9 protein-coding genes and 2 pseudogenes are annotated in these 11,972 nt (G+C 50.8%); 4 read left to right on the plus strand and 7 right to left on the minus strand.

Features of this window, described 5'->3' with window-relative positions; genetic code table 11:
- Window positions 1–24: 24 nt before the first annotated feature.
- Genes B3D59_RS05555 through B3D59_RS05580 form a run of 6 tightly spaced genes read right to left on the minus strand, consistent with a single transcriptional unit; the run spans window position 25 to window position 6,652 of the window.
- On the minus strand, window positions 25–1,728 hold the full coding sequence (locus B3D59_RS05555; RefSeq protein ID WP_286818308.1) for a polyamine aminopropyltransferase: 1,704 nt from the start codon (window positions 1,726–1,728) through the stop codon (window positions 25–27).
- On the minus strand, window positions 1,718–2,608 hold the full coding sequence (locus tag B3D59_RS05560; protein ID WP_286818309.1) for a DUF350 domain-containing protein: 891 nt from the start codon (window positions 2,606–2,608) through the stop codon (window positions 1,718–1,720). The genes B3D59_RS05555 and B3D59_RS05560 overlap by 11 nt, the downstream gene beginning before the upstream one ends.
- A 12-nt stretch (window positions 2,609–2,620) precedes the next feature.
- Window positions 2,621–4,255: a hypothetical protein gene (locus tag B3D59_RS05565; protein WP_286818310.1), complete on the minus strand. Its 1,635-nt coding sequence runs from the start codon at window positions 4,253–4,255 to the stop codon at window positions 2,621–2,623.
- The gene (locus tag B3D59_RS05570; protein ID WP_286818312.1) at window positions 4,252–4,890 is read right to left on the minus strand and encodes a DUF4178 domain-containing protein; all 639 of its coding nucleotides are present in this window, start codon (window positions 4,888–4,890) and stop codon (window positions 4,252–4,254) included. Before B3D59_RS05570 ends, B3D59_RS05565 begins: the two co-directional genes overlap by 4 nt.
- Before the next feature lies 1 nt (window position 4,891).
- Window positions 4,892–6,124: a toxic anion resistance protein gene (locus B3D59_RS05575; RefSeq protein ID WP_286818313.1), complete on the minus strand. Its 1,233-nt coding sequence runs from the start codon at window positions 6,122–6,124 to the stop codon at window positions 4,892–4,894.
- A 12-nt stretch (window positions 6,125–6,136) separates the two neighbouring features.
- Complete coding sequence (locus B3D59_RS05580; RefSeq protein ID WP_286818314.1) at window positions 6,137–6,652, minus strand: hypothetical protein; 516 nt, start codon at window positions 6,650–6,652, stop codon at window positions 6,137–6,139.
- Between the two features lie 353 nt (window positions 6,653–7,005).
- Here B3D59_RS05580 and B3D59_RS05585 point away from each other — a divergent pair, with 353 nt between their 5' ends.
- From B3D59_RS05585 to B3D59_RS05600, 4 genes and pseudogenes are all read left to right on the plus strand, one after another.
- Window positions 7,006–7,479, plus strand: coding sequence for a glycine zipper 2TM domain-containing protein (locus B3D59_RS05585; protein ID WP_286818316.1), 474 nt, complete (start codon window positions 7,006–7,008; stop codon window positions 7,477–7,479).
- A gap of 9 nt (window positions 7,480–7,488) precedes the next feature.
- Window positions 7,489–9,339 (plus strand): translational GTPase TypA, encoded by a 1,851-nt coding sequence (gene typA, locus B3D59_RS05590; RefSeq protein ID WP_286818317.1) that lies wholly within the window; start codon window positions 7,489–7,491, stop codon window positions 9,337–9,339.
- A 144-nt stretch (window positions 9,340–9,483) separates the two neighbouring features.
- Window positions 9,484–9,669 (plus strand): annotated as a pseudogene (locus tag B3D59_RS05595) (IS4 family transposase); the annotation flags it as partial.
- A 98-nt stretch (window positions 9,670–9,767) separates the two neighbouring features.
- The gene (locus B3D59_RS05600) at window positions 9,768–10,973 is read left to right on the plus strand and encodes an RNA-binding domain-containing protein (protein ID WP_286818318.1); all 1,206 of its coding nucleotides are present in this window, start codon (window positions 9,768–9,770) and stop codon (window positions 10,971–10,973) included.
- A 111-nt stretch (window positions 10,974–11,084) separates the two neighbouring features.
- On the opposite strand, the pseudogene B3D59_RS05605 reads toward B3D59_RS05600, so the two are convergent.
- Window positions 11,085–11,972 (minus strand): annotated as a pseudogene (locus B3D59_RS05605) (hypothetical protein); the annotation flags it as partial.

Here is an 11,972-nt window from a genome sequence, read left to right on the forward strand (position 1 = left end):
TTTTTGGGCTTGCGCCAAACTACACTATTCCAGAAGCCAGGATTCGTGATTGTAGTAGGAGAGCAGCACCGGAAAAAGAAGGGTGTTGATTTCGGTGTGGCGGCTTTGGGTCATGCCTTTTCCGAATACCAGTTCGCTTCTGAATACCTCAGGGGTTAGAAACCGGGTGGGAACGGTAAATTCAAGTTCTGAAATTCGTTGTTTGCCAAGGCTGTTGTCCCAATCTTTACGGGTGCATAAAAACCAGCCCCAGTCCCCGAACGAGGGCACATTTTCATGGTATGGCAGAATAAAAAATCCGGCAGATATCAATGTCCTGCCAATACAAAGATAGCTTTCTTTGGCAAGGTAAGGAGAGGTGGCCTGGACAGATGCAATGCCGTTTTTTGACAGCCTGTGGTATACTTTAAGATAAAATTCCTTTGAGTAGAGTTTGCTCAGCTCCGGTGTGGATGGATCGGGCATGTCTACGATAATGACGTCCCAAAATCCTTTAACCTGTTCCAGAAACTTGTCGGCATCCAGGTTCATGACCCGGACCTCGGCGACGTGCCGCACGTCATCCGGTTTCCTTTTTCTGTCAGAGGCCGCTTGATAGATCTGGCGAAACTCCCCCGGTGAAATCCCGGGACCTGTCAAGGTGGTCACCCGGGCGCTGTCAAACGCATGATTATTAAGCCGCGAGAGCAGGGGATGGGTGGCGGCAAGGCTTGTCATGGCCGGGTCCAGGTCCACCAGGGTAATCAGTTCAACATCCGGGTATTTTAAAACCTCCCTTAACGCGCAACCGTCACCGCCGCCCAGGATCAACACCCGGGTGCGGGCCTGTGCCAGGGCCATGGCCGGATGAACCAGGGATTCATGATACCGGGCCTCGTCCGTACTGCATAGCTGCAGGTTTCCGTTTAAAAAGAGCCGGACTTCGTCCAGGGGCTTGAAATGCGTAATAACGATATGCTGATACTGGCTGGTTTTAGAATAGACGATTGGGTCGTCATACAGGGACTGTTCATTGGTGACCTGCCACCGGCGGTTGTTCATATACCCGAAAATCACCACAACACAGGTGGCGACCATGATCACAAGCAATGGAATATTACGCCGGATGATTTGTTTACGGGTAAAATAAATAAAGGTAATCAGGGCAAGAAAAAAGTTCAGGCCGGCGGTTAAAAAAGCCGCTTCCGTAATCGGAAAAAAACGCAGAAGGATGAACACATAAACCAGGGCACCTGCCAAAGACCCGATATAGTCGGCGGATAGGATATAGCCCAGGTTGGTGGACAACTCCTTTGAAAAATCGTTGTTGATACGTATGATCACCGGAATTTCAAGGCCGATGAGAATGCCGATCATGGATACAAAAAAATAGAGCACCAGGCTGTAGTGACCGGTATATCCGTAGGACAGATAGGTCAGGGTGGGTGAATACCCGCCTAAAAGCGCAAGTGCAATTTCAATGCCGATAAAGACGTATACCAGGCGCTCCTTGGGAATTCGAGCCTGGATGAGGCTGCCGAACCCCATCCAGAACATCATCAGACCGATGACCATGGCCCACTGTTCAAAGGCATTGCCCAGGATCATTGAGGCAAGGCTTGCCTGGATGTACTCAAGGATGATGCCACAGGCACCGGATGCAAACATGCACAGGCACAGCAGGGCCGAGGCCGGGTTGAGCCGGGAGTACCCGGGTGCCCGAACGCTCCCATGAAGTTCAGATGGCATGGGCAATGATCAGCGCCACGGCAATAATGGTCGCCTGGACCACTACCAGGGCTGCCACATTCTGGTCCTCTTTGATCTCAGTTGCAATATTTGTGGTGGGCAGAAGAAACCGGTCCACAAGGGCACTGAATGCAAGCAGCAGCACCATGCCAAACACCGTATAAACAAAAAACCCAATAATATCATTTACCCAGCCGGTAAAAGGACCGGAAAGACTGCTTTTCAAAATGATTCCCAAAGCGACCAGAATACCGGCCAGACCAATGCCTGCGGCCAGATTGTTCCGCTTGATTTCATCCCGGACGTTAAAGGGGTTGGTGAGTTCATAGACCAGGCCAAAGGTCAGGAGCACAATCTGCCCCAGGACAAAAAAGAGCAGGGCGGACCCCAGGGACTGAATAAAACTGCCGCCGCCGCCGGACATGCTGCCGTTGAGAATACAGCCCGTAGCAATGTACATACCTGCCTCCACCATGCCAAGGGCGGTATTGCCGGTCGTGGTGCGCCCGCCGCCAAGGATAAATACCTTTACACACTCCCGGTCGTTGTTTATACGTCCCATCATGATGAAATCGTTGAGGAACCGGGAAAAGAAAAGACAGCCCGTGATGATTACACCGTCGACCAAAAGATAGAGCATATCGGTCCTGAACCCTGCAGAATCCCCTGAAAGCGGGCCGATCATGCCGATGGCAATGCCAAGATAAAGCCCTGCCCGCCTTAACCCCACGGCCACATTTCCGTCATCAATGTGACGGTCATCATCAAAGTCCTTGGTCCGCCAGTCATCCATTTTTTTAGCCAGAAAAATAAATAAAATGCTCACCAGGGCGTAGCACAACCCTTGTCCCATGCTGTTTAAGGTTGCTGTAAAATTCATAAGTAGTTCTCCTTATTTACCATTTGACTTGGGACCGCCGCCCCTAAGCCCTGAAGCGCCGCCCCTCACCGAGGCAGAAGCGGTTTTAAATCCGCCGGTTTTCGAAAAGGTGCTGTTCTGATACCGTGGTGACTGGTTCATGGTGCTGCCCCGGGTGCCGAAGGTGTATCCGGTTTGGCTCTGGCCGTAATAGGGTTTTTTGTATCTGTAGTCCGAGTGCCACCTGTTCCATGATCCATAGGAATAGTAATGGGGCGGGAAAAAGAACAGGTTGGAAAAAAAGGCATATTTCCCGTACCAGGACCAGAAATTGTTGCCGTTTTCGTCCTTTTTCCATTCCCCGTATTCGGGATTGCCGACATAGGCCATACCGGGGGGAGCGGCCTGGGGATCGGGCTCAAATTCACCATAGGGCTTGGACAAAATCGCCATGCCCAGGTTGTCCATATTTTGTTCATAAAAAGAGGCATTCACCGCTTCCCAGCCGGTTTCCGAAGTTTCCCCGTTCTCTTCCTTAAGGTATTTATGAAAATGCTTTAATTGGGTGCTCTCAAGGTAGAAGGTAGCGGCATTGTGCCGGGAATCAGGCCAGCCTGCCGCCAAATCAAGGTTCAAGGCCTTGAAGGCGGATTCCAGCCCCGGGGTAACCCGTATATTCATCCCCTTGCCACCCGATTTCAACTCTGCAATGGATTCGGCCTCGGACTGGGTTAGCGCCTGAAAAACCGCAGGGGATACCTGTACGGTATAGGCGAAAATTCTGGGATTATAGAAATCTGACCTTTCATCCCAGGATTCACGATAGATATTGACAAAATAGTCCACTTTCATATCTTCAAGAATTTTGGTGTAACTTTGGTATAACTGATCCAGATCCTTTTCAAATTTTGGTGCCTCCCTGGAAAGCGTCACCTTTGCCTCTTCAATGGCATCGGCTGCCGTGACAAAAGCGGCATAGTCGGCAGGTCCTTCGGTATGGGCCTTATACTGGGTCTTTACAATATCCGTATTGATCTTCGTATCATCCGCCATTTTGACAAACGGGGCGAACCGGGCCGTAATTTTGGCTTCTGACGCAGGAAATTGTTCCTTTGCCTTGGCCACGGGTTCCTGCTCCAGGCCTTGCACCTTTGACAGGATGGTGTCTGCCGACTCCAGGGCGGATCTCTCCATGGCCTGGGTCCGGTTCATGGCTGCCGTGATTCTGCTTACACGTTCCAAGGGCGCTTTGGCCTGATCTTTAGCATCCCGGATTATCGAGTTGACCTGCTTGATCTGGGCTAAAGCCTGGACGTCACCTTCGGGCTTATCCTGTTTGATGGTGACGTTTAACCCCTTGTCATATAGATCCTGTGCCCGGGCCAGGGTGGCACCGGCATCGGCAAATGCCCTGCCCCATTTTTCCCTTGCTGCATACTCAGCCATGGCAGAGAAGTCCGGGGAGGTTGACAGGCCGGCATATTTTTTCTTCTGGGCTTCAATGAAATCCCGGGTAGATTCCAGATCCTGTTTTACCGCTTTGGCCTGGGTTTTGGTTGCATCGGAAAGTCCCTGGCCGCAACCGGTCAGAAAAACCAGGGCCAACAAAATAAAAACCACATTTGTGAATATTGGTTCCGTTTTAACCCGGGGGTGACGGCCTGTCATGTTTTGCCTCCCCCCTTGGAGATAAGAACCAACTCCAACGGGTTCACGGGTTTGGAAATATAAATCCGGTATTCCTCTTTGTCCCCGTCCTGCCACTCTTCAATGGTAATGAACAGGGACGATCGATTATTGACAAATTCATACATATAAACCTTTTCTTCTTTGCCGTTGCGACGGTATACGGCAGCCCAGTCGTCATCATAATCAAAGGTTTCACCGGCATAGACAATCGTGTCCTCATCCTCGACAATCTGGTCCAGATCATCTTCGTCAATGGGCTGGCCCTCTTCATCGGTCAGCCGTTTGAATTTGATCTGCTCCAGGGTGACACATACCTCCAGTTCATCATCAATTTCCCATTCAAAATGGCCCACCGCACCGGTTTCCAGGCACAGGCATGTCAGTTCGGTGACAAAATAATCTTTCAACTTTGAATAATCCTCACTGGCCTCCTGGTATTTGTTGATCTCCTGGATAATATAGGTGCTTCCAAAACAGGTAAAAAAGTCGCCAACACCTGCATCCATGATGGTCAGTCGTACCTGCTCCTCCTTTGACAACATGTTGTCCGGGGCCAGGGTGCGGATAATGGAAAACCGCTGTTCAAAAGACTTTTGTTCGGAAACGGGTATCATGTCAGCCCTCCTGACGCCTTGACGTTAACGCATCCGTCCTGGCTCTGAAACGTTCGTTCATAACACTTAACGCATTGGAACTTTGGGAAGCAATGCTGATGGTCTCCCTTGAAATGGCAGTGTAGGCCTCAAATGCCTGCTCATAAGTATTACACGCCTCTTCCAGAGCTTCAATATTCACGGTCATGCTCTGGCTCATCTTTGCGCCCTTGACCGCAGCATCGCCAATGACCTTTGCCGTATCCGTCATGGTCTCGGCTGCTGCCTTCTGAACCATATCCAGGTGTTTCAAGGTATCCATCTGCTGCTCCGCCGCCACCCGAACGGCCAGGGCATTTTTCACGGCTGTGGCCAGGATCATATCCGTGCGCTGGACCAGACGCTGGACCAAATGAGAATTTCTGACCATCATCTCTCCGCCGAACCGGGTCTGAAGATTGGAATTGTCAATGGTCTGCAGGTCCACAACAGCCATGGCCAAATCAGAGGCCAGGGTGATCAGCGCCTCCTTGACCCGGGGATCGGTCACCGTCTCAAGGTGTACCGTGAGCTTTTCCCAGATCAGCTGCCCCAGGTAAATCTGTTCCTGCAGGGCCGGCTGGATCTCTTTTAATGCATCACAAATCTGGGACAGTTCCGCCGCGTCAAAAGCCACCTGGTCCGCCTCGTTGCGCAGGTGGTCCCGGATGCCGTCAATGGTGGAGTTAACGGTTTCCCTGCGTTCGGCAATGATGCGCAGGATCTCGTCGCCCTTGGGCAGACGGTTTACGGTGCGGGTGAAAAGCCCCATCACTTTTTTAGGCAAAGGCATTTGCGTTTTCGCCACCATGGTGGGGTTAACCTTGTCCAGTTCGGTTTTAATGGCCAGGATATTTCTTGCCACAGGGGAGCTCTCCTCAACCGCCACATTTTTCAGCACCGAGCCCATTTTACGGTCGTATAGGGATACCTGGGTCTGGGTTTTTTCCATGACTTCCCGACCCAGGGAAAATACAAAATTGCCGAGCTGCCAGTTGGACGGGTCTGTTTTGACCTTCTCCACAAAGGCCTGGGCGTGATTTTCAAGTGCCTTGATATCTTCAACAGCAAGGTGCCCGGGCTGGACCGGCACCAGCTGGTTGGGTGCCTGGACAGGGGTAAGCGCCCCCTGCCCGGATGCTTGTGTAACTTCCGCTAATACAGGGGCTTTGGCCTGACCGGCCACATTGGCTAGTTCCTGAGCCAAACTGGACATATGTTTTCTCCTTTATGAAAATTTACCTTCAAGAAAATGAGCCATGGTTTTAAATTCTGCAATTTCATTATTGTCCACAATTTGCCGGGATCTGGCGCATACCTCATGAAGGTTTTCAATGGTTTTTTCAAACGCCGACCTTTGGATCTGTCTGCTGTCCGGGGAAAGGTCGAGATACTCTTTAACGGTTTTAAACAGGTGGGTGGCCCCGATTTTTTTCAGCTCATAGGTCAGGGTCTCCCCCGGGTAACGGGTGATCATATCCGGGATAAGCGCTTTAAGATCGTCCACAATGGATTCTATTTTCAGAATAAGGTCCATGGAAAAATCACGGTCGGTCCGGATCAGAATATTCAGCTTGATCAGGGTATCAAGGATTTGTTTGAAATCAGCACCCGGATCTTTTTTGGCAGGCGGGGATTGATCCTTGGGAGACGATGAAACTTTTGGCACCTTTAGACGCCTGATAATGAGCTTGAATGCAAATAACGCAATAATAAATACGGCAGCTGTAATTATAACGGTCATGAACTATTCCCTTCCAAATTTTTAAAAAAAGCCTTATTTAATGGCAGCTTTAATACCTTTTAGACCGGGTTGGCACTATTGTTATACATTAAATGACGCGAAGTTCAAGTCAATCCGCCCTGTTGACTATGCAACCCCATGCAAGCTGCCTGCCGTTTAATTAGAACTCAATGCAGCCTCCGCGAGTATCCTGCCTTACTTGACTTTATCCCATGCAATGATTACTTCCTTTTGCCGGCTGCAGGCGGTATAATGGTGCCCTATTGTCATTAACTTAAGCGTTAATGGCAAGAAGCAAGAAGGAAAAGTGCCTTTGGCACCAGTTTATATGTTAAGACATAGGAGGCAGGAACATGAATACAGCCCGATCAGGTATTAAGGGTATTGTTTGCATTATGGCTGCAGCAATGCTGACCATGGCAGGGTGCGCGTCATCCAGCTCCAATGTATATACCTATGAGCAGACCATGCAGGCCCAAACTGTGGAGACAGGGACTGTGGAATCTGTAAAATCCGTCATCATCCAGGCCTCAAATCCTCCGGTTGCCGGTGGTGCCATCGGCGGTGTAACCGGCGGTGTGATCGGCAGCTCCGTCGGCCAGGGCCACGGACGGGGTGTGGCCACCATTGTCGGTGCCCTGGCAGGTGCGGCCATTGGCGCAGCCATTGAACATGAGGCCGGAACCAAAAACGGGTTGGAAATTGTTGTTAATCTTGACAGTGATAGAACCATTGTAGTGGTTCAGGAAGCTGATGTACCGATATTTCCCGGGGACAGGGTGCGGGTGTTGACTGCCCCGGATGGCACGACCCGGATATCTAAATAACAGGAGAATATGAAAAAAAACAGTGCAGTAAATGATAAACTAAGAAACGTTGCCATAATCGCCCATGTTGACCATGGGAAAACCACACTTGTGGATGCCATGTTCAAACAGAGCGGGATGTTCCGGGAAGGCCAGGAAGTGGATGACCGGCTCATGGACTCGATGGACCTGGAGCGGGAGCGGGGCATTACCATTGCCGCCAAAAACGGCTCTGTCACCTGCAACGGCATAAAGATTAATATTATTGACACCCCGGGCCATGCCGATTTCGGCGGTGAGGTAGAGCGGGCCCTTTCCATGGCGGATTCCGCCATTTTGCTGGTGGATGCATCTGAAGGGCCTTTGCCCCAGACCCGGTTTGTGCTCAAAAAAACCTTTGAGGCAGGTCTTCCCGTACTTGTAATCATAAACAAGATCGACCGCAAGGATGCCCGGCCCGATGAGGTTCTGGACATGGTCTACGACCTGTTCATTGATCTTGGCGCGACGGATGAACAGCTGGAGTTCACCTACCTATATGCCATTGGCCGGGACGGGATTGTCAAGCGGGGACTGGAAGAAGAGGTAGATAACCTAAAGGTCCTTTTTGATATCATCATCAATGAGATGCCTGCGCCGTCGTATGATCCTGACGCCCCTTTCCAGATGCTGGTGTCAGACCTTGGCTATTCCGATTACCTGGGCCGCCTTGCCATTGGCAAGGTATTCAACGGATCTGCCGCCTCCAACGCGTCTCTGGTCTGCATGGATGAGAACGGCGGCCAGAAACAGCTTAAGGTGTCCAAACTCCAGTCCTATGACGGCATAACACTGGTGCCGGTGGATCAGGCAGACACCGGAGACATCATCGTTCTGGCAGGCATTGAGGACGTGAAAATCGGCGATACCATATGCACCCGGGAAAATCCGCTGGCCCTGCCCAGGATTACAGTGGACGAACCCACGGTGTTCATGCGGTTTACCATTAACACCTCCCCTTTTGCCGGCAAGGATGGCAAAAATGTCCAGTCCAGAAAAATCCGGGAGCGCCTGCTCAAGGAAACCTTGCTCAATGTGGCCATTGAGGTGGAGGAGAGTACCAATGACGACAGCTTTATTGTCAAGGGACGCGGGGAGCTGCAGCTGGCCATCCTCATTGAGACCATGCGCCGGGAAAATTTTGAAGTGTGCGTAGGCCGCCCCAAGGTCATTTACCGGGAAGAGAACGGGCAGCTCCTGGAGCCCATTGAACATCTGTTTGTGGATTGCGATGAGAATTTCATGGGCGTGGTCACCGAGAAACTGTCCGTAAGAAAGGGCAAGATGACCAACCTGGTGAACAACGGCAAGGGCCGGGTCCGCCTGGAATTCTCTATCCCCTCCCGTTCACTGATCGGGTACCGGGACGAGTTCATGACCGACACCCGGGGCACGGGCATCCTGAACTCCTATCTGTCCGGGTATGAAGCCCATCGCGGGGATTTTCCCGTACGCTACACCGGCTCCCTGGTGTGCGACCGCCAGGGCAAAGCCGTACCCTATGCCCTGTTCAACCTGGAACCCCGGGGCCGTCTTTTCATCACGCCGGGCACCCCGGTTTACGAGGGCATGGTCATTGGCGAACACAACCGTCATTCGGATATTGACGTCAATGCCTGCAAAGAGAAGAAGCTGACCAATATGCGTGCATCCGGAAAAGACGAAGCCACCACCTGCTCCCCTATCAAGTCTATGACCCTTGAACAGGCCATCCATTTTATCAGGGACGATGAAATGGTTGAGGTCACCCCCTTATCCATCCGCATCCGCAAGGTGGAACTTAATGCTGCCAAACGCCATATCCTTGCCGGAAAGCTTAAGAAAAAGGATTCCGAGTCCTGATATCCTTATGGTGCTTGTAAGAGCCTGTTTAAAAATTTGGGAGAATTGGGGCCATTTTCACAAAATTGCAGCCGCTTCATCAATTTTTAAACAGGCTTTAATATTTCCGGGGGAGTATTGATGATGATAAAAAAACTGCCCAGTGGATTTGATATCAATCACGGCATTCCAAATAAAATTTTTCTGACTGAAGCCAAGGGCGTAGAGCGTCCTTTTGTTACCCGTATCCTCTCTAAAGGTCAAACCGATGTCATGGATCGGGGGTATCAATCTCATAAAGATTTTGATCTTCTCCAGGAAGAGAGCAAACATTTTGTCTGCCGTATTAAAGCAAGCAAAAACCTAACCCGACATCACTGAAAAGGACTATAAATAATCAAGTTTTGACCCAAACTTTGGGAAAACATCAATGAAACAGGAACAAAATCATGGAAAAAGAGATCAGACAGATAATTCAGGATGATGAAAACTCCCTTGTTGAGTTTAAAACACCGGATGTCTCACCCCAATCTCTGGCCGAAGAGATCTCTGCATTTGCCAATGTCAGGGGCGGAGAAATTTTTATCGGGATTTCAGATGACGGCCGCGGCTCAGGAATCGATAAGGCACGCATTAAAAACCTGGAGGAAGCCGTGATGAATATTTGCCGGAACAATATTCTTCCCCCGTTGATTCCAATGTTTGAGACAACCATCGTTGACAGGAAAGTGATTGCACGGATCCAGGTTTCGGAGGGACTTGAAAAACCCTATCAGACCGCTTCCGGAAAATATATGATCAGGGTGGGCAGTACCAAAAGAAATTCCTCAAGACAAGAACTGCTGCGACTGTTCCAGAACGCGGGGGTGGTTCACATTGACGGAAAACGGGTCCCCGGGGCATCAAAACAGGACCTGGACCTTGATAAAATCAAACGCTATTTTAAAGACGTGTATGAGTTGGACATGGGATTGATGGATGAGGTGGAGACCAGGGCCTTGCTTGTTAATGCCAGTCTGGCTGAAATCGTGCATGCAAAGCTTTGTCCCAGCATGGCCGGGCTGCTTTTTTTCAGCAGAAAAGAAGGAGTGGTCACTGCCCTGGAAAAATACCTTCCCCAGGCCGGAATTCAATTTGTTTATTATCAGGATCAGGATCTTGAGGATATTTTTGACCGGCTGGACTGCTATGATCCAAGCCCGGAAGCCATTGACACAATCCTCCATAAACTTAAGCTGAACTGGAAAACATCTTTTGTGATCCGGGGCATGAAACGGGAAGAACTCAAATTCCCCCAGGGCGTTTTACGGGAACTGCTGGTAAATGCGGTGGTACACCGGGATTACAGTATCCATGCAAAAATCCAGATAAAAATGCAGCCCGGAATAATAGAGATCACCAACCCCGGCCGCCTGATCAACACCGTGACCATTGAAAAAATGAAGGCCGGTATTTCCATCAGCCGAAATCCCATTATCTTAAAATTCATGCAGAACTACAGATATGCCGACCAATTGGGAAGGGGCATCCCCATGGTATTTAGAAAAATTTCCGCAATGCCCGGGTTCAGCATTCACCTGGAAGCCCGGGACGAAATGTTTAAAGCAAGGCTTGAGTTTTCGTCAGAGAATTGTAGGCGGGGGGTCATACCGTGACAATCATTGACATGCCCTCAGATTCTCAGCACCTGGAACCATGCCAATTTATAATGCAATAATCAAGGTTTGCCCCCTGCTCGCCCCCTGCCCCAAAAGGTCTTACAATCTTTATCGTTGTGACTCGGCATCTGTTTCAGGGTCAGGGCCGGTCTGGTCCCGGGTCTGATCTGCAGATGTGAAGTGCGTCTGTTGACGAAATTTTGGCTTGCGCCATTCCACTTTGGACCACAACATGGGTGTGCAAAACCTGATCCATCCCCATTTCAAAATATTGATCAACCAGAAGGAGACCCAAAGCGCCCAGGCCAGCATGGCAACCCGGTAGGACCACATGGGAATGGACACCATCCAGGTCCGGGGCAGGACAGGCCCTGACACATCATGATACCAGCGCAGCAGGTTGGCACTGGAACCGTTACCCCGGATGTTCATATCCGGATGCCCTAAAAGTCCGTTGGATATGCTGAAAACCAGACATGCTCCCGACGCCAGGGTCAGTGCCACAATGCCCAGCTGGATCAGGTTGAACTTCATGCCGGTGAACTGATCGGCTTTGGACCGGAAATCCAGTGCAATCAGCCAGCCTGCCACAATGATCGCGGGTGCCGGATGGTTCATGGTGATGCCGATGAACAGCAAAAACCACTGCAACAGATTCAACGGCGTCCGCCCGGTTTTTGACAGGATAAAGGCAATGATCAGGATTACGATCAGTTCGGACCAGAACAGCACGGCCGGACCCAACGCGGGTTCCCCGCCCAGAAACAGGGGCCACCGGTTGCTGCCGGGTATGATATCCACACAGGCGTTGGCACTGTCCATCCCTAAATTCACAACCGGTGTTTTATAGAAGGGGCTAATACCGCCGGCTGACACCCATTGGAGTACAATTTCCTGGTGTCCCGGGACAATGGGCAGGGTCACCTGGTTCTGATCCTGCCGGATGGAGCGTACCCTGCCTTGAATTTTCACCTCCTGCAGCCTGGCGTCCTTGGG

The organism is Desulfobacter sp. UBA2225, assembly GCF_002348205.1.
Classification (GTDB): Bacteria; Desulfobacterota; Desulfobacteria; order Desulfobacterales; family Desulfobacteraceae; genus Desulfobacter; species Desulfobacter postgatei.

What these genes read in the sequence shown, in the direction of transcription:
- B3D59_RS05555 (WP_286818308.1), bottom strand. Translation starts at nt 1,728, where the DNA reads ATGCCATCTGAACTTCATGGGAGCGTTCGGGCACCCGGGTACTCCCGG.
- B3D59_RS05560 (WP_286818309.1), bottom strand. Translation starts at nt 2,608, where the DNA reads ATGAATTTTACAGCAACCTTAAACAGCATGGGACAAGGGTTGTGCTAC.
- B3D59_RS05565 (WP_286818310.1), bottom strand. Translation starts at nt 4,255, where the DNA reads ATGACAGGCCGTCACCCCCGGGTTAAAACGGAACCAATATTCACAAAT.
- B3D59_RS05570 (WP_286818312.1), bottom strand. Translation starts at nt 4,890, where the DNA reads ATGATACCCGTTTCCGAACAAAAGTCTTTTGAACAGCGGTTTTCCATT.
- B3D59_RS05575 (WP_286818313.1), bottom strand. Translation starts at nt 6,124, where the DNA reads ATGTCCAGTTTGGCTCAGGAACTAGCCAATGTGGCCGGTCAGGCCAAA.
- B3D59_RS05580 (WP_286818314.1), bottom strand. Translation starts at nt 6,652, where the DNA reads ATGACCGTTATAATTACAGCTGCCGTATTTATTATTGCGTTATTTGCA.
- B3D59_RS05585 (WP_286818316.1), top strand. Translation starts at nt 7,006, where the DNA reads ATGAATACAGCCCGATCAGGTATTAAGGGTATTGTTTGCATTATGGCT.
- typA (WP_286818317.1), top strand. Translation starts at nt 7,489, where the DNA reads ATGAAAAAAAACAGTGCAGTAAATGATAAACTAAGAAACGTTGCCATA.
- B3D59_RS05600 (WP_286818318.1), top strand. Translation starts at nt 9,768, where the DNA reads ATGGAAAAAGAGATCAGACAGATAATTCAGGATGATGAAAACTCCCTT.